Source organism: Salmonella sp. SAL4457, from assembly GCF_046548235.1.
In the GTDB taxonomy this organism is placed as follows: domain Bacteria; phylum Pseudomonadota; class Gammaproteobacteria; order Enterobacterales; family Enterobacteriaceae; genus Salmonella; species Salmonella enterica.
The window spans coordinates 68,181-83,948 of sequence record NZ_JBGDZO010000005.1; the positions used below are offsets into that span (position 1 = coordinate 68,181).

Sequence of the window (15,768 nt, forward strand, 5' to 3'; positions counted from 1 at the left end):
TGATTACCCTGCCGCCTGCATCGTCGTCCACCAGTCAGCATCGGCGTCTATTTCGCCCTGCTGATTGACGCGAGGATAAGGCAGACCTTTACGTTTAGCGACTTTCGCCAGCACCGGATAACCACCCTCAAACAGCAGGCGCTGCTGTTCATCTTCCGGCAACATGCTATTTTCACGCAGATACATGCCCGCGTTCTGCCGCTGGCGCTGGGCTTCATAAAGAATGAGCGCGGAGGCGACGGAAACGTTCAGCGACTGTACCATGCCGATCATCGGAATGATGATATCCCGATCCGCCAGGGCTAATGCTTCCTGAGTAATACCGGTTTTCTCCTGACCCATCAGAATACAGGTCGGGCGCGTGTAATCAATCTCGCGAAAGTCTACGGCCTTATCAGAAAGATGGGTTGCCAGAATCTGCATTCCCCGTCCTTTCAAATGGGCTACCGCATCGCCAATGGTACGGTGAGTTTTCACCTGTACCCAACTGTTGCTGCCCGCCGCCGCGGAAGCCATGGTGCGCATCCGGCTACCTGGCCAGATAGCATGGACTTCATGGACGCCAACGGCATCTGCGGTACGAATGATTGCAGAAACGTTATGAGGTTTGTGGACTTGCTCCATGCAGACCGTGAGATCAGGCTGACGCCTGGCGAGCATTTCGCATATACGCGCATAACGTTTTGGATTCATAGCGCTAGTTTCGGTTACGGGTGACTTTAATGACGTCTGGCATCACGCGGATTTTGCGCATGATATTCGCCAGATGTACGCGATCGCGTGCGGTAAGGCGAATAAAGGTACTATAGACGCGACCATCTTTTTCTTCAGTATTCAGGCTTTGAATATTGGAGGTGGTGGTATTAATCGCCGCCGTCAGGTTAGCCAGCGCGCCCTGATGGTTAAACATTTCCACCTTGATTTCGGTAATGAATTCCTGCTCCGTCTCTTTGTCCCATTCGACCGCCATAAATTTCTCTGGCTCTTTCTGGTATCCACGGATATTACGGCAGGATTCATGGTGGATCACCAGTCCTTTACCTGGGCTTACGTGAGCGATGATCGGGTCGCCTGGGATCGGACGACAACACTTCGCAAAGGTGATAAGCACGCCATCCGCGCCTTTAATCGGCAGGTGGCCGTGATTCGATTGCGCAACGGTCGGCACCACGGCTTCGCCTTGCTGCAGATTTTTCGCGACCACTACGCTCATCGCGTTGCCGAGACCGATTTCCGCCAGCAGATCGTCAAGCGTTGCCAGCTTCATACGATCCAATTCGCGCTGAATATTTTCCTGCGGAATTTCCGCCAGCTTACGACTGCCGCCTAAAGCATGGTTAAGCAGACGACGGCCCAGGCTTACGGAGTCATCACGTTTGAGGTTTTTCAGCAACTGACGAATTTTAGCGCGCGCTTTAGAGCTGACGACAAAGTTCAGCCAGGCGGCGTTGGGGCGCGCGCCCGGCGCGGTAATAATTTCGACGGTCTGACCGCTGCTAAGCGGCTGCGACAGCGGATAAGGCTGGCGGTCGACACGCGCGCCGACGCAGGCGTGACCGATGTCGGTATGCACTGCATAGGCAAAATCCACCGGCGTAGCGCCAGCGGGCAGTTCGACAATACGCCCTTCCGGGGTGAAAACGTAAATCTCATCCGGGAAGAGATCGGATTTTACGCTTTCGATAAATTCAAACGAACTACCGGCGCTCTGTTGTAGCTCCAGCAGGCTCTGCATCCAGCGCTGGGCGCGGATCTGCGCCGTGGTGCTGGTCTCACCGTGTTCTTTATACGCCCAGTGCGCCGCGACCCCCATTTCCGCCATCTGATCCATGTCTTCGGTACGGATCTGGACTTCAACAGGAACGCCGTGCGGGCCGATCATTGAGGTGTGCAAAGACTGATAGCCGTTCGCTTTGGGAATGGCAATATAGTCTTTCACCCGTCCCGGACGCGGCTTATAGAGACTGTGCATCTGGCCGAGTACGCGATAGCAGGTATCGGAGTCATGAACGATGACGCGGAAAGCGTAAATGTCCATGATCGAGTGAAAACGCTGCTCTTTGAGCACCATTTTGCAGTAGATCGAGTAAAGATGTTTTTCGCGACCGCTAACGCGACACGGAATTCCCGCCTCTTGCAAACGTCCTTCGATTTCAGAGAGGATTTTTTGGATCATCTCCTTACGGTTGCCGCGCGCCGCTTTTACCACTTCTTTGATGACGCGGTAACGATTGGGATACAGCGCTTCAAAACCCAGCTCTTCCAGCTCGGTTTTGATGTGATGAATACCTAAACGGTGCGCCAGAGGACTGTAGATTTCCAGCGTTTCACGGGCAATACGACGACGTTTATCCGGGCGTAACGAGCCCAGCGTGCGCATGTTATGGGTACGGTCAGCAAGCTTAATGAGAATGACGCGGATATCCTGCACCATCGCCATAATCATTTTGCGAAAGTTTTCGGCCTGCGCCTCTTTCTTATCGCGGAACTTGAGCTTATCAAGTTTCGACACCCCCTCTACCAGCTCGGCAACGCTTTTACCGAAAAGCTGTTCCATGTCCTGATAGGTGGCGGGGGTATCTTCAATCACGTCATGCAGCAGAGCGGCCATCAGCGTTTCGTAGTCGAGTTTCATCTCGGCCAGAATACAGGCCACCGCTACCGGGTGCGTGATATAGGGTTCACCGCTTGAACGTGTCTGGCCCTCGTGAGCGTCACGTGCAACGAGATACGCCTGCCGAAGACGCTTAATCTGGTCTTCCGGCAGGTAGGTTTGAATCAGTTGATTCAGGCTTTCAAACAGATACAAGGGCGACCCGCTTTGTGATTAACGACGACCTTCAGCAATAGCGGTAACGGCTTGTAATTCAGCGGCTTCCTGCTCTTGCTGTTCCTGGCGCTCGCGGACGTCGAGGATCTGGTTGTTAATCAGACCTTCTTCGATTTCGCGCAGCGCGATAACGGTAGTTTTATCGTTTTCTTCCGGTACCAGCGGATCCTTTCCGCCTACCTGCATCTGACGAGCGCGACGCGCGGCGACCAGTACCAGGTCAAAACGGTTACCAATTTTCTCTACAGCGTCCTGAACAGTTACGCGTGCCATACTTAAAATGCTCCACAGGTGAAGAAATGACTGGGCATGATACTGAAAGTGGGTTCAGTCTGCCAACAATTTGCTGATTAAAGCGTCATGACGCTGCTTTTGGCGGCTCATACGCAGACGTTCAGCGCGAATGATGGTTTTCAAGTCGCTTAACGCGGTATCAAAGTCGTCATTCACAATAAGATAATCATATTCGGCGTAATGGCTCATTTCTGCAACCGCTTGCGCCATTCGTTTGGCAATGACTTCTTCGCTATCTTGCCCGCGGCCGCGTAAACGGCGATCCAATTCGATCTTTGACGGCGGCAAAATAAAAATGCTGCGTGCTTGCGGCATCTTTTCGCGAATTTGCTGGGCGCCCTGCCAGTCGATATCCAGAAAAACATCAACGCCGGTTGCCAGCACTTGCTCAATGGTTTCGCGCGAAGTGCCGTAGTAATTGCCAAACACTTCCGCGTGCTCCAGAAACGCCTCCCTGCCAATCATGGTTTTAAACTCATCATGATTTACAAAGAAATAGTGCTCACCGTGCACTTCACCCGGACGCGGCGCGCGCGTGGTATGTGAAACGGAAACCTGAGTGTCATACAACGGTTGGGTTTTTAATAAAGCCTGAATCAGGCTGGATTTACCCGCGCCACTGGGGGCAGAAACAATATAAAGCGTACCTTGAGCCATGAGTATCTTACGTCTGTGATTATCGAAATAGAGCCTTAATACGGGCTTATTATACACATCGCCGTTATGCGACGTAGTCTTTGTCACACTTTTTGCGCCAGATTATTGCATTTTGCGTCCCTTTTTCCGCTTTTATCGCGTCGTTGCAGCAACCCACCAAAAAATCTGGAAAGCGGCTCGGATGGTGCATTTTTACCTGTCGGTTTTTATTCACTAAAGCGCTATACCTGCCGGGCAATGTGCGCAGGAGGTTGTGATGAGATTATGGAAAAGTATGGCGTGGGGAATTTTATTGTGGCATTCGCAGAGTGGGGCGCTTTGCCCGGCCTGGCCGCCAGCAAGGGCCGCTGAAGAAATCACCCGTTTACAGCAACAGCTCGCTGACTGGAATGACATCTACTGGAAACAAGGTGTTAGCGCGGTTGACGATAGTGTGTACGACCAGCTCAGCGCAAGGCTGGTTCAGTGGCAACGCTGTGTTGGTCAGGATGTTTCATCTACTCCGGTTTCACCGCCGTTAAACGGTACAACAATGCACCCTGTTGCGCACACGGGCGTACGTAAACTCGCGGACCGACAGGCGGTAGAACAGTGGATGCGCGGGCGCAGCGAGCTTTGGGTACAGCCAAAAGTGGATGGCGTAGCGGTAACACTGGTTTATCAAAACGGTAAACTGACCAGGGCCATTAGCCGGGGTAACGGACTACAAGGCGAGGACTGGACGCCAAAAATTCGCCTGATCCCCTCTATACCGCAGACAACACAAGGCGCGCTTGCTAACGCGGTGTTACAGGGCGAAATCTTTCTACAGCGCGAGGGACATATCCAGCAACGGATGGGCGGGATGAATGCGCGCTCGAAAGTCGCAGGAATGTTAATGCGCCAGGATAACGCCTCCGCGCTAAATTCGTTGGGTATTTTTATTTGGGCGTGGCCGGACGGTCCGGCAAATATGCCCGAAAGATTAAGCCAACTTGCTAAGGCTGGATTCAGTCTGACGAATAAATATACCCTGGCGGTAAAAGATGCCAGCGAGGTCGAGCGGGCGCGCCAGTCATGGCTGACGTCAGCATTACCCTTTGTAACGGATGGCGTAGTGATACGCATGGCTAAAGAACCTGCGTCACAACACTGGCGACCCGGGCAGGGCGACTGGCTGGCAGCATGGAAATATCCGCCAGTAGCGCAGGTCGCGCAAGTGAGCGCTATTCAGTTCTCGGTGGGGAAAAGCGGCAAAATTACCGTAGTAGCGTCGCTTGTCCCCGTTATATTGGATGATAAGCGGGTTCAGCGGGTCAATATCGGTTCTGTGAAACGTTGGGAAGCGTGGGATATCGCGCCGGGCGATCAGATCCTGGTGAGTCTGGCCGGGCAAGGCATTCCCCGGCTTGATGAGGTCATCTGGCGGAGTCGTGAGCGGAGTAAGCCTGTACCGCCTGATAGCCATTTCAACTCGCTGACCTGCTTTTACGCGTCGGCAACGTGTCAGGAACAGTTTATCTCCAGGCTGATATGGCTGGGGTCACGGTCGGCGTTGGGTCTGGACGGAATGGGCGAAGCCAGCTGGCGGGCCTTGCATCAGACGCATCGCTTTGAGCATATCTTCTCCTGGCTTGCCCTGACGTCAGCGCAAATAGCCAACACGCCAGGCTTTGCTAAAGGAAAAAGCGAGCAGATATGGCGGCAATTTAACCTGGCGCGCCGGCAGTCGTTTACCCGCTGGATCATGGCGATGGATATCCCCTTAACGCAGGCTGCATTACAGGCCAGCGGCGATCGTTCATGGGAGCAGTTATTAATGCGAACAGAGCAACACTGGCGGCAGTTACCAGCGACGGGCGAGCGTCGTGCCGGGAGAGTCATCGACTGGCGGAATAATCCGCAGATCAAAACGCTGAGCAGATGGCTGGCTGCTCAGCATATTCCCGGATTTGGGTCTTAGTGCCCTTCATGGCGGTAATAAAATACCGGCAGGCCAAGTTTAAGACGTAGCGCTAATAACCTTGCTGTAAAGCCAAACAGTAACGTAGAGATAACGACGACATCCGGATTCATGACGTAATGTTGCAGCGCAATATAGAGCACCGCCGAGGCGAACGAAATGCCGGCATATAGCTCTTTTTGAAACACCAGTGGAATGCGTTTGCAGAACATATCGCGGAGCACGCCGCCAAAGACGCCGGTAGTGACGGCGGCTACCACGGCGATAATTGGCCCTTCGCCCATATCAAGGGCTATCTGAGCGCCAATAATAGAGAAAACCACCAACCCCAGCGCGTCAAGTACCAGGAAAAGCTTGCGTAAATAGGGCATGACGGGGGCAACAATGGTGGTCAATACAGCGGCAGTCGCCACAATAATGACATATTCGGGATGCTTCACCCAACCCAGCGGATAGTGACCGAGCAGAATGTCGCGAACCGAGCCTCCACCAATGGCGGTGGCGGTAGCAATAATAATTACGCCGAATGTATCCATGCGACGACGACCCGCAGCGAGTGCGCCCGTCATGGCCTCGGCAGTGATGCCAATTAAATAAAGAACGTGCAACAGCATGATTTCCCCCTAATTTACTGGGGGCGAAGATTAACGATTTGTGCGCTGTATCACGATTGAGATTTTCTAAGGCATTACGCGATTAATAAATTTTAGTAATGATTTTAAATTTATAATTAATAATTATTTATTATAAATATCAATAAATTGAACATCATTTTTGTGGTTTATTGTATGCGAGGTTTTTCTGTTTTGACTTAGATAATTTAAAAGAACGGCGCCCTGGACGCGCCGCCGGTGAGTCATTTCATTATGGCTGCTGTGCGGTAAGTTGTGTGATGAAGCGCTGACGCGAGCGTTCCACATACTGTTGCAACCCATTGGAATCAAAGAATGCGTGTGTATCGCCGTTGCGAAGTTGCTGTCGTTTCTCCAGTAGCCCGAAGCGGTCACCTTTGTTGGCAATAAAGATATCAACATGCTGGGCGGCCAGTGTCTTAAAGCTACTCTGAATATCAGTAACCAGGTCAGGGTAATTTTTGTTGTTAATCAGCAGATAGTCAGGTGTGGCGAGACTATCTGCGTAAATTAGCGTCTTGCCGTTGCGGAGCGTTACGCGCCAGGAAGTTGAGCCGGGCAGATGTCCAGGCGTGAATAGCGCTGTCACGGTTATCCCTCCGAGGATGATGCTTTCCTGGTGGTGGATAATTTTATCGGTGGTGACGGGCGGGAAGGGGAGCGCATCGCCAAGCGCAAAATCCTGTCGTCCACCCCTCGCCATCTGATCGGCGTTGGGTTGGCTGGCGACCAATTGTGCGCCGCTCCACGCTTTCAAACGTGCCATGCCCCCCGCTTGATCCAGCCGCGCATGGCTGTTCAACAGATAGCGCACGTCTGTGAGGCGGAATCCTGCCGCTTCAATATTCGCTTTAATTTGCGGTGCGCTTTCATCCAGCCCCGCATCAATAAGAATATGCCCTGCCGGAGTGGTCAGCAGAATAGAAGAGAGATTTTTCGTACCGACATACCACACGCCTTCTGTGATTTGAAACGGCTTTATAGGCTTAGCCCACGCTTTAAACAGTGATAACGGAGGCGCGGGTGATAACGGTTGTGAAGGATCTAATGCCGCCATGGCAGGAAGTGCTGATGTTGAAAATATACATACAAGGAATAATGCATAGCGATTCATAATGTTCTCCTGATTGAAGCGCCCGCAGTATACCTGGCAGTAATTTAGCCAGGTTCAATAAGAGAGACGTTTAATGAACTTGCTGCAAATGGATATGAACCTGTTAAAAGTACTGTATGTGCTGCTGGAGACGAGCTCTACGGGGAAAACGGCGCAAAAGCTGGCTTTATCGCCTTCTGCGGTAAGTCATGCGTTAATGAGATTGCGCGATGCGCTAAACGACCCGTTGTTTCGACGGGAAGGGAACCGCCAGATTGCTACGCCTTATGCGCAGGCGCTGCGTGACAAATTGGCGCCTGTGTTTGTTTCGCTTAATGAGGAGCTGTTTGGCGATAAAGAGAACGGCTCCCGTTGTTTCCGGGTGGTACTTCCTCCCGCATTGAACGCGCTGCTTACGCCCGTTCTCGCAGAGAAAGGTCATCTTCATCAGGCGGTGATCGAGTGCCTTCCTTTTGCCCGCCGACCCTGGCGTGATGAACTGTTGGATAGCTCGGTTGATTTGGTGCTGGCAATTGGCGACCATCAAAAGCAGGTCAGCGCTCTGCATTACGAGCGGGTGGGGACTACGCGTTTGATCGCGGTTTATGGCGCGCCATTGCGTTCACGTCTGGAGAATGCCACAGCGTTGAATTTTGCTGATCTACAGCATTATCAACACATTTACTGTTTGCCGTGGACAAAAGAGAACAACGAACTGGACAGGCAGCAGGCTCGTGCCGGGTTTGAACGTCCGCTGGCGTTTGTTTGTCATGATTACAGTCAACTGGCGCCTGCTGTCCAGTCGGCGCCGCTAATGGCGATTGTACCGCGCCCCTGGTATGAAAATTTATCCGATAAGCGCGGTCTTTTTGTCCTGCCGCTTGCCGGGGAGCAGGCGGAAGGCGCTATTTTTATGCAGTATCGGGCTTCAACGGTAGAGTGGAAGCGACGCCTTATCGACGCTATTCGCCGGAAATTAAAAACGTACTACCGATAAACGCGAGAGCCCGCATAAGGCGGGCTCTGTGACATATTGAGCGCCAGAATTATTCAATATTCTGGATTTGCTCGCGCATTTGCTCGATCAACACTTTTAATTCAATAGCGGAGTTAGTTACATCAGCGTTGATGGATTTGGAGGCCAGGGTGTTCGACTCACGGTTAAATTCTTGCATCATGAAGTCCAGACGGCGACCTACCGCCTCTTTTTTCTTCAGAATGTTGTAAGTCTCTTTGACGTGCGCTTCCAGACGATCCAGCTCTTCCGCCACATCAATGCGCTGCGCCATCATCACCAGCTCTTGCTCCAGACGGTTGTTTTCCAACTGAACCTGAGCATCTTCCAGCTTCGCGACCAGGCGTTCACGCTGCCATTGCAGGATTTCCGGCATATGCGCGCGGACTTTCGCTACTTCGGCGCTGACGCCTTCCAGACGTTGTTCAATCAGCGCTTTCAGCGCCTGGCCTTCCGTTTCGCGCGCGACGATAAAGTCATCCAGGGTACCGTCCAGCGCGGCTAAAATTTCTGCGGCAATCGCGTCCAGATCCTGCTCTTGCGCCGCCATGACACCTGGCCAGCGCAAAATATCAACCGGATTGATTTCCCCTTCGTCGCTCTGCATTTTGACCCAGTTTGCGGCGCTAACTAATTGTTTCGCGAGCTTTTCATTCAGAATAAGCTCGCCTTGCGCGCTGGCATCGGGTTCAAAACGCAGCATACATTCGACTTTGCCGCGCGTCAGGCGTGTACGAATGCGTTCGCGCACGACGGGTTCAAGACTACGGAACTGTTCCGGCAGACGAAAGTAAGTTTCCAGATAACGCTGGTTTACCGAGCGCATTTCCCAGGTCGCGCTACCCCATTCACCCTTGATTTCACGCCGGGCGTAGGCGGTCATACTGCGGATCATAGATGTTCCCGTTTTTAAAGGAGAGATGAGGGGATTATAGCTATCCAGGCCTTGTCAGGATAGGAATAACCATCGGAAGTCCGTATAATGCGCAGCCACATTCGTTTTAAGCCGGAGATCTCAATATGCGTCCAGCAGGCCGTAGCGCTAATCAGGTGCGTCCCGTAACCCTGACCCGTAACTATACAAAACACGCTGAAGGCTCGGTACTGGTCGAATTTGGAGATACCAAAGTGTTGTGCACTGCCTCCATTGAAGAGGGCGTTCCACGTTTTCTGAAAGGACAAGGCCAGGGGTGGATCACCGCAGAGTATGGCATGTTGCCTCGCGCTACCCATACCCGTAACGCGCGCGAAGCGGCAAAGGGTAAGCAGGGCGGTCGTACTATGGAAATTCAGCGTTTGATCGCGCGTGCGCTGCGTGCGGCGGTCGATCTGAAAACGCTCGGCGAATTTACCATTACGCTGGACTGCGATGTAATCCAGGCCGATGGCGGTACGCGTACAGCGTCTATTACCGGTGCCTGCGTGGCGTTGGCGGATGCGCTGAATAAATTGGTTGCCAACGGTAAGCTGAAAACCAATCCGATGAAAGGCATGGTGGCGGCGGTTTCCGTAGGCATCGTTAACGGCGAAGCGATCTGCGATCTGGAATATGTTGAAGATTCCGCCGCAGAAACCGACATGAACGTCGTGATGACTGAAGACGGCCGCATTATTGAAGTACAGGGTACCGCGGAAGGCGAGCCGTTCAGCCATGAAGAACTTCTCACTTTGTTGGCGCTGGCCCGAGGGGGAATTGAATCCATTGTGGCGACGCAGAAGGCGGCGTTAGAAAATTGATTTTAAGGCGACTGAAAAGTCGCCTTTTTTTTGTCCGTAAATTTCGTAAATGATGAAAGTAAGAAAAGGAGCGAATCCATGAAACCGTATCAGCGCCAGTTTATTGAGTTTGCGCTTAACAAGCAGGTACTAAAGTTTGGCGAGTTTACGCTGAAATCCGGGCGCAAAAGCCCCTATTTCTTCAACGCCGGGCTGTTTAATACCGGGCGCGACCTGGCGTTGTTAGGCCGTTTTTATGCCGAAGCGCTGGTGGATTCCGGTATTGAATTTGATCTGCTGTTTGGCCCCGCGTACAAAGGTATTCCGATCGCGACGACGACGGCGGTTGCGCTGGCGGAACATCACGATAAAGACCTGCCGTACTGCTTTAACCGCAAAGAGGCAAAAGATCATGGCGAAGGCGGGAGTCTGGTGGGCAGCGCGCTACAGGGCCGCGTGATGCTGGTGGATGACGTGATTACCGCAGGTACGGCGATTCGCGAGTCGATGGAGATTATTCAGGCGCACGGGGCTACACTGGCTGGCGTACTGATTTCGTTGGATCGTCAGGAACGTGGCCGCGGCGAGATTTCCGCGATTCAGGAAGTGGAGCGCGACTATGGCTGTAAGGTTATCTCCATCATTACGCTGAAAGACCTGATTGCCTATCTGGAAGAAAAACCTGATATGGCTGAGCATCTGGCGGCTGTGCGAGCATACCGGGAAGAATTTGGCGTGTAAGCGAATTGCCCGGTGGCGCTTTACCGGGCCTATGTTTCTGTCGCCTGGATAAGGCGTGAGCCACTATCCAGTCAGCGTTACTGTAGCTGAGCGGCAATGAGCGGCCAGCGGGCGTCGAAATCGTCCGTTGGGCGGTATTTAAATTCGCTACGCACGAACCGTGAAAGCATACCTTCACAGAAGGCTAACAGCTGGCTTGCCAGCAGATTTTCATCCGTCGTGTAGCCTTCGCCTTCACGCATTCTTTTTTCTCGTAGCACCTGGCGGAGCTGCGCTTCGATGCGTTCAAAAAGCTGATTAATGCGCCCCTGCAGGCGATCCTGTTCAAACATCAGCGCGTGCCCGGTAAGAATGCGCGTCAGGCCAGGGTTGCGTTCGCCAAAACCCAGAATCAGCAACACAATCAGGCGCAAACGCGTGCTGGTGTTTTTTTCATCTTTTAAAATCAGATTGATACGGGTAATCAGACTATCTTCGATAAACTCAATCAGGCTATCGAACATGCGGGTCTTGCTGGGAAAATGGCGGTATAGCGCCGCTTCGGAAACGCCGACCGAGGCCGCCAGTTTTGCCGTCGTGATGCGTTGGCTTCCATCGCTGGATTCAAGCATCAGCGCCAGTGACTGAAGTATTTCTTCGCGACGATTCCTTTTCGCAGTTTGTTTTTCTGCCATGTTACAAAATACCCCTGAAAATAAGCACTTGCCAGGCGAGCACCCACGCTATAACCGCAAACTCAGCGCTTGCGGCAGTATTATGACGTTATGGGGATGCGTAAAATTTACTTACGGCCAGAATGACCGAAGCCGCCCTCGCCACGTTCGGTGGCGTCAAATGCTTCCACCAGATTAAATTCGGTCTGAACGACCGGAACAAACACCATTTGCGCGATACGTTCGCCCGGTTCAATGGTAAAACTGTCCTGACCACGGTTCCAGATCGAAACCATCAGTTGCCCCTGATAATCGGAATCAATCAGCCCGACCAGGTTGCCCAGCACGATACCATGTTTATGGCCCAGGCCCGAACGCGGCAACATGACTGCCGCCAGTGATGGATCGGCGATATGAATGGCCAGTCCGGTAGGTACCAACGTCGTTGCGCCAGGCGCCAGTTCTACGGCGTCGTCGAGACAGGCGCGCAGGTCAAGCCCGGCAGAACCAGAAGTAGCATAAGTCGGCAGCGGAAACTGCTGACCAACACGCGGGTCCAGAATCTTAACGTCGATTTTTTTCATCATAACGGGTCACGATCTCGTCGAGTAATAATTGGCCCAGGAGTTCTTTTCGCTCAAGCGGTAAGACTTTATCTCCATCCTGCCAGAAAAGGTGTAAAGCGTTTTTATCGCTATTAAATCCTTGATTTGAAAGTGAAACATCATTTGCACAAATCAGGTCAAGGTTTTTACGGATACGTTTTTGCCGGGCGTATTCTTCCACATTATTCGTTTCCGCGGCAAACCCAACAACGTAGGGTCGATTGTCACTGAGTGCGGCCACCCCGGCGACAATGTCCGGGTTTTTGACCATTTTTATTAGTAATTCATCACCTTGCGCCGCCTGTTTTTTGATTTTTTCACTGGCGATAGTCTCTGCGCGATAGTCAGCCACGGCGGCGCAGCTAATGAAAATGTGCTGCTGTTGAACGGCGGCCTGAACAGCGGCTTCCATGTCCAGCGCGGTTATGACATCAACCCGTTTTACAAAAGGCGGCGTCGGTAACGAAACGGGACCGGAGACCAGCGTGACATTTGCGCCGCGACGCGCTGCGGCCGCCGCAATAGCGAAGCCCATTTTACCGGAGCTGTGGTTGGAAATATAACGCACCGGGTCGAGCGGTTCGCGCGTCGGACCTGCCGTAATCATGATATTAAGATGTCGCAAATCGTTGACGGCAGCGAAATGCGCGGCGGCCTTATCAACGATAACTAATGGGTCCAGCATTCGGCCTGGGCCTACGTCGCCGCACGCCTGACTGCCGCTATCCGGCCCCCAAATGAACAGGCCGCGAGAGGCGAGCACCTCCAGATTATGTTGCGTGGCGGCAGCGCGGTACATCTGTTGGTTCATGGCCGGAAGAACGGCCACCGGGGCTGGCGTCGCCAGGCAGATGGTGGAGACTAAATCATTGGCCATACCCGATGCTACACGGGCGATCAGATCGGCGGTCGCGGGGGCAAGAATCACCAGGTCGGCCCATTTCCCCAACTCGATATGCCCCATCGCGGCTTCGGCGGCAGGGTCAAGCAGACTGTCGGATACGGGATAACCCGACACTGCCTGTAAGCTCAGGGGGGTAATAAAGGCTTTTGCCGCCTCGGTCATTGCCACGCGCACGTCAGCGCCGCGCTCACGTAAACGGCGCACCAGTTCCGGCGTTTTATACGCAGCGATACCGCCGCTAACGCCGAGAACAATTTTTTTACCGGCCAGGCTCATCATGTCTTTCCTGTTGGGTGACTTTGAAAGGCGGCTATTTTATCACAATCTCTACGGCGTCGTGTCTTTGCCTGCGCTCCACTTTGCGAGGCGCTACGCAAGAACAAAATCGGGGCGTCGATCTCTCCCAAAGGCTGTGCCACTATGCCGCTTCCTTAAAAAAGGAGGTGCGCGTATGGATACGTTGGACGAATTATTACCGCGTGAAAAAATGCTCAGATCCGGCATTGCTTCCCTCAGCGACGTGGAGCTGCTGGCGCTTTTTTTACGTACCGGCACGCCGGGAAAAGATGTTATGACGTTGGCAAAAGAGATATTGCAGCACTTTGGGTCGCTGTATGGCCTGCTGTCGGCGGACTTTGCGCAGTTTCGCGGCGTAAACGGCATCGGCCTGGCGAAATTCGCGCAGTTGAAAGGCATTGCTGAGCTGGCAAGGCGCTATTACAGCGTGCGCATGAATGAGGAAAGTGCGTTGCTGAGTCCGGAAATGACGCGGGAATTTCTGCAAAGCCAACTGACGGGCGAAGAGCGTGAGATCTTTCTGGTGATCTTCCTAGATGCCCAGCACCGGGTGCTTCAGCACAGCCGCCTGTTTTCCGGCACGCTTAACCACGTAGAGGTGCATCCGCGTGAGATTGTTCGGGAAGCGATTAAATTCAATGCTTCAGCGGTCATTCTGGCGCATAATCACCCTTCAGGCTGCGCAGAGCCAAGTAAAGCAGATAAACTTATCACTGAGCGCGTGATAAAGTGTTGCCAGTTTATGGATATCCGGGTGCTCGATCACCTGATAATTGGGCGCGGAGAGTACGTTTCTTTTGCCGAACGCGGCTGGATTTAAGACTCTTTGCGCGATCCATCGGGATCTTTGTCTGTTCGGGACTTGAGCATATCGCCGGGTCAGCGTATACTACGCCACCTTTGAGAATCTCGGGTTTGGCATTTGGGCCTGGCAATCGAGAGTTCAATAGAACTGCGCGATGACCAGGCTGTAAAGCCTGACGAGGCGCCGATACCCCATACGAAGCTCGAGCTAATTTGATTTTTGGAGAATAGACATGTCCCGAGTCTGCCAAGTTACTGGCAAGCGTCCGGTGACCGGTAACAACCGTTCCCACGCACTGAACGCGACTAAACGCCGTTTCCTGCCTAACCTGCACTCTCACCGTTTCTGGGTTGAGAGCGAGAAGCGTTTTGTCACCCTGCGTGTATCTGCTAAAGGTATGCGTATCATCGATAAAAAAGGCATCGAAACAGTTCTGTCTGAACTGCGTGCCCGTGGCGAAAAGTACTAAGTACTAAGAGGAAATAAATCATGGCTAAAGGTATTCGTGAGAAAATCAAGCTGGTTTCTTCTGCTGGTACTGGTCACTTCTATACCACTACGAAGAACAAACGTACTAAACCGGAAAAACTGGAACTGAAAAAATTCGATCCAGTTGTCCGTCAGCACGTGATCTACAAAGAAGCGAAAATCAAATAATTCTCGCTTTGATGTAACAAAAACCTCGCTTCGGCGGGGTTTTTTGTTTTCTGGCCGTCCCCATATTAATGAGACCTGCCACACAGCCGGAGACGTTATGCCTGAATTACCCGAAGTTGAAACCAGCCGCCGGGGTATTGAACCCCATTTAGTTGGCGCTACTATCCTGCACGCCCATATCCGTAACGGCCGTCTGCGCTGGCCGGTTTCAGATGAAATTTATCGTCTGAGCGATACACCCGTCCTTAGCGTTCAGCGTCGTGCTAAATATCTACTGCTGGAGCTGCCTGACGGCTGGATAATTATTCACCTGGGGATGTCGGGAAGCTTGCGGATACTGTCGGAAGCGCTGCCGGCGGAAAAGCACGACCATGTCGATTTGGTGATGAGCAACGGCAAAATTCTACGTTATACCGATCCTCGCCGCTTTGGCGCCTGGTTATGGACCAAAGAGCTGGAAGGGCATAACGTACTGGCGCATCTGGGACCGGAGCCGCTAAGCGATGAGTTTAATGGCGAATATTTGCAGCAGAAATGCGCGAAGAAGAAGACGGCGATTAAACCCTGGCTGATGGATAACAAGCTGGTGGTCGGCGTGGGGAATATCTACGCCAGCGAGTCGCTGTTTGCCGCTGGTATTCACCCTGACCGCCTGGCGTCGTCACTCTCGACAGAGGAGTGCGACCTGCTGGCGCGGGTGATTAAAGCCGTTTTGCTGCGCTCTATTGAACAAGGCGGGACAACGCTGAAGGATTTTCTGCAAGGCGATGGGAAACCGGGCTATTTTGCGCAGGAGTTGCAGGTGTACGGGCGCAAAGGCGAGCCGTGTCGGGTATGCGGTACGCCGATAGCCGCAACGAAACACGCACAGCGTGCGACGTTCTATTGCCGTCACTGTCAGAAGTAAAACGCCAGGCCCGGCAGGGA

18 protein-coding genes are annotated in these 15,768 nt (G+C 52.8%); 8 read left to right on the forward strand and 10 right to left on the reverse strand.

Annotated elements, in window-relative coordinates:
- Nucleotides 1-3 precede the first annotated feature (3 nt).
- Genes trmH through gmk form a run of 4 tightly spaced genes read right to left on the reverse strand, consistent with a single transcriptional unit; the run spans nucleotide 4 to nucleotide 3,781 of the window.
- Nucleotides 4-693: a tRNA (guanosine(18)-2'-O)-methyltransferase TrmH gene (trmH, locus tag ACLJNW_RS16505; RefSeq protein WP_001068434.1), complete on the reverse strand. Its 690-nt coding sequence runs from the start codon at nucleotides 691-693 to the stop codon at nucleotides 4-6.
- Nucleotides 694-697: 4 nt separating this feature from the next.
- Nucleotides 698-2,809 carry a bifunctional GTP diphosphokinase/guanosine-3',5'-bis pyrophosphate 3'-pyrophosphohydrolase gene (gene spoT, locus ACLJNW_RS16510; protein ID WP_000280481.1) on the reverse strand — a complete coding sequence of 704 codons (2,112 nt, stop codon included), beginning with the start codon at nucleotides 2,807-2,809 and terminating at the stop codon, nucleotides 698-700.
- 18 nt (nucleotides 2,810-2,827) lie between these two features.
- Nucleotides 2,828-3,103, reverse strand: a complete 276-nt coding sequence (rpoZ, locus tag ACLJNW_RS16515) for a DNA-directed RNA polymerase subunit omega (RefSeq protein WP_000135058.1) — start codon at nucleotides 3,101-3,103, stop codon at nucleotides 2,828-2,830.
- 54 nt (nucleotides 3,104-3,157) lie between these two features.
- Nucleotides 3,158-3,781 carry a guanylate kinase gene (gmk, locus tag ACLJNW_RS16520; protein ID WP_000046966.1) on the reverse strand — a complete coding sequence of 208 codons (624 nt, stop codon included), beginning with the start codon at nucleotides 3,779-3,781 and terminating at the stop codon, nucleotides 3,158-3,160.
- Nucleotides 3,782-4,037: 256 nt separating this feature from the next.
- Here gmk and ligB point away from each other — a divergent pair, with 256 nt between their 5' ends.
- Nucleotides 4,038-5,723, forward strand: coding sequence for an NAD-dependent DNA ligase LigB (ligB, locus tag ACLJNW_RS16525; RefSeq protein WP_023204171.1), 1,686 nt, complete (start codon nucleotides 4,038-4,040; stop codon nucleotides 5,721-5,723).
- On the opposite strand, the gene ACLJNW_RS16530 is transcribed toward ligB, so the two are convergent.
- Nucleotides 5,720-6,337, reverse strand: coding sequence for a trimeric intracellular cation channel family protein (locus tag ACLJNW_RS16530; protein ID WP_000924334.1), 618 nt, complete (start codon nucleotides 6,335-6,337; stop codon nucleotides 5,720-5,722). The genes ligB and ACLJNW_RS16530 overlap by 4 nt on opposite strands.
- 250 nt (nucleotides 6,338-6,587) lie before the next feature.
- Entirely contained in the window at nucleotides 6,588-7,469 is an 882-nt protein-coding gene (locus ACLJNW_RS16535; RefSeq protein ID WP_023204170.1) for an HARLDQ motif MBL-fold protein, read from the reverse strand.
- 73 nt (nucleotides 7,470-7,542) lie between these two features.
- On the opposite strand from ACLJNW_RS16535, the gene ACLJNW_RS16540 reads away from it, so the two are divergent.
- Entirely contained in the window at nucleotides 7,543-8,445 is a 903-nt protein-coding gene (locus ACLJNW_RS16540) for a LysR family transcriptional regulator (RefSeq protein ID WP_001050866.1), read from the forward strand.
- A gap of 49 nt (nucleotides 8,446-8,494) precedes the next feature.
- On the opposite strand, the gene ACLJNW_RS16545 is transcribed toward ACLJNW_RS16540, so the two are convergent.
- Nucleotides 8,495-9,358 (reverse strand): YicC/YloC family endoribonuclease, encoded by an 864-nt coding sequence (locus ACLJNW_RS16545; protein ID WP_000621352.1) that lies wholly within the window; start codon nucleotides 9,356-9,358, stop codon nucleotides 8,495-8,497.
- Between the two features lie 125 nt (nucleotides 9,359-9,483).
- On the opposite strand from ACLJNW_RS16545, the gene rph reads away from it, so the two are divergent.
- Both rph and pyrE read left to right on the forward strand, forming a co-directional pair.
- Nucleotides 9,484-10,200: a ribonuclease PH gene (gene rph, locus ACLJNW_RS16550; protein ID WP_001247078.1), complete on the forward strand. Its 717-nt coding sequence runs from the start codon at nucleotides 9,484-9,486 to the stop codon at nucleotides 10,198-10,200.
- Between the two features lie 78 nt (nucleotides 10,201-10,278).
- Entirely contained in the window at nucleotides 10,279-10,920 is a 642-nt protein-coding gene (gene pyrE, locus ACLJNW_RS16555; RefSeq protein ID WP_000806167.1) for an orotate phosphoribosyltransferase, read from the forward strand.
- 77 nt (nucleotides 10,921-10,997) lie between these two features.
- On the opposite strand, the gene slmA is transcribed toward pyrE, so the two are convergent.
- The 3 genes from slmA to coaBC all read right to left on the reverse strand — a co-directional run bounded on the left by slmA (nucleotide 10,998) and on the right by coaBC (nucleotide 13,358).
- Nucleotides 10,998-11,594, reverse strand: a complete 597-nt coding sequence (slmA, locus tag ACLJNW_RS16560; protein ID WP_000818607.1) for a nucleoid occlusion factor SlmA — start codon at nucleotides 11,592-11,594, stop codon at nucleotides 10,998-11,000.
- A 107-nt stretch (nucleotides 11,595-11,701) separates the two neighbouring features.
- Complete coding sequence (gene dut / locus ACLJNW_RS16565) at nucleotides 11,702-12,160, reverse strand: dUTP diphosphatase (protein ID WP_024154668.1); 459 nt, start codon at nucleotides 12,158-12,160, stop codon at nucleotides 11,702-11,704.
- On the reverse strand, nucleotides 12,138-13,358 hold the full coding sequence (coaBC, locus tag ACLJNW_RS16570) for a bifunctional phosphopantothenoylcysteine decarboxylase/phosphopantothenate--cysteine ligase CoaBC (RefSeq protein WP_000050176.1): 1,221 nt from the start codon (nucleotides 13,356-13,358) through the stop codon (nucleotides 12,138-12,140). The genes dut and coaBC overlap by 23 nt, the downstream gene beginning before the upstream one ends.
- Nucleotides 13,359-13,533: 175 nt before the next feature.
- Here coaBC and radC point away from each other — a divergent pair, with 175 nt between their 5' ends.
- The 4 genes from radC (at nucleotide 13,534) to mutM (ending at nucleotide 15,748) form a co-directional block, all read left to right on the forward strand.
- Nucleotides 13,534-14,199: a RadC family protein gene (gene radC, locus ACLJNW_RS16575; protein WP_000380128.1), complete on the forward strand. Its 666-nt coding sequence runs from the start codon at nucleotides 13,534-13,536 to the stop codon at nucleotides 14,197-14,199.
- Between the two features lie 217 nt (nucleotides 14,200-14,416).
- Nucleotides 14,417-14,653 (forward strand): 50S ribosomal protein L28, encoded by a 237-nt coding sequence (gene rpmB / locus ACLJNW_RS16580; protein WP_001519051.1) that lies wholly within the window; start codon nucleotides 14,417-14,419, stop codon nucleotides 14,651-14,653.
- A 20-nt stretch (nucleotides 14,654-14,673) separates the two neighbouring features.
- On the forward strand, nucleotides 14,674-14,841 hold the full coding sequence (gene rpmG, locus ACLJNW_RS16585) for a 50S ribosomal protein L33 (protein ID WP_001051798.1): 168 nt from the start codon (nucleotides 14,674-14,676) through the stop codon (nucleotides 14,839-14,841).
- Nucleotides 14,842-14,938: 97 nt separating this feature from the next.
- Nucleotides 14,939-15,748, forward strand: coding sequence for a bifunctional DNA-formamidopyrimidine glycosylase/DNA-(apurinic or apyrimidinic site) lyase (mutM, locus tag ACLJNW_RS16590; RefSeq protein WP_001114513.1), 810 nt, complete (start codon nucleotides 14,939-14,941; stop codon nucleotides 15,746-15,748).
- The last annotated feature ends 20 nt before the right edge of the window (nucleotides 15,749-15,768 follow it).

Bases quoted from the DNA above. Each gene is read 5' to 3' on its own strand.
- gmk (WP_000046966.1), bottom strand. From the start codon at position 3,781: ATGGCTCAAGGTACGCTTTATATTGTTTCTGCCCCCAGTGGCGCGGGT.
- ACLJNW_RS16540 (WP_001050866.1), top strand. From the start codon at position 7,543: ATGAACTTGCTGCAAATGGATATGAACCTGTTAAAAGTACTGTATGTG.
- rph (WP_001247078.1), top strand. From the start codon at position 9,484: ATGCGTCCAGCAGGCCGTAGCGCTAATCAGGTGCGTCCCGTAACCCTG.
- coaBC (WP_000050176.1), bottom strand. From the start codon at position 13,358: ATGAGCCTGGCCGGTAAAAAAATTGTTCTCGGCGTTAGCGGCGGTATC.
- pyrE (WP_000806167.1), top strand. From the start codon at position 10,279: ATGAAACCGTATCAGCGCCAGTTTATTGAGTTTGCGCTTAACAAGCAG.
- rpmG (WP_001051798.1), top strand. From the start codon at position 14,674: ATGGCTAAAGGTATTCGTGAGAAAATCAAGCTGGTTTCTTCTGCTGGT.
- dut (WP_024154668.1), bottom strand. From the start codon at position 12,160: ATGATGAAAAAAATCGACGTTAAGATTCTGGACCCGCGTGTTGGTCAG.
- ligB (WP_023204171.1), top strand. From the start codon at position 4,038: ATGAGATTATGGAAAAGTATGGCGTGGGGAATTTTATTGTGGCATTCG.
- rpoZ (WP_000135058.1), bottom strand. From the start codon at position 3,103: ATGGCACGCGTAACTGTTCAGGACGCTGTAGAGAAAATTGGTAACCGT.
- radC (WP_000380128.1), top strand. From the start codon at position 13,534: ATGGATACGTTGGACGAATTATTACCGCGTGAAAAAATGCTCAGATCC.
- ACLJNW_RS16545 (WP_000621352.1), bottom strand. From the start codon at position 9,358: ATGATCCGCAGTATGACCGCCTACGCCCGGCGTGAAATCAAGGGTGAA.
- slmA (WP_000818607.1), bottom strand. From the start codon at position 11,594: ATGGCAGAAAAACAAACTGCGAAAAGGAATCGTCGCGAAGAAATACTT.
- rpmB (WP_001519051.1), top strand. From the start codon at position 14,417: ATGTCCCGAGTCTGCCAAGTTACTGGCAAGCGTCCGGTGACCGGTAAC.
- trmH (WP_001068434.1), bottom strand. From the start codon at position 693: ATGAATCCAAAACGTTATGCGCGTATATGCGAAATGCTCGCCAGGCGT.
- ACLJNW_RS16530 (WP_000924334.1), bottom strand. From the start codon at position 6,337: ATGCTGTTGCACGTTCTTTATTTAATTGGCATCACTGCCGAGGCCATG.
- ACLJNW_RS16535 (WP_023204170.1), bottom strand. From the start codon at position 7,469: ATGAATCGCTATGCATTATTCCTTGTATGTATATTTTCAACATCAGCA.
- mutM (WP_001114513.1), top strand. From the start codon at position 14,939: ATGCCTGAATTACCCGAAGTTGAAACCAGCCGCCGGGGTATTGAACCC.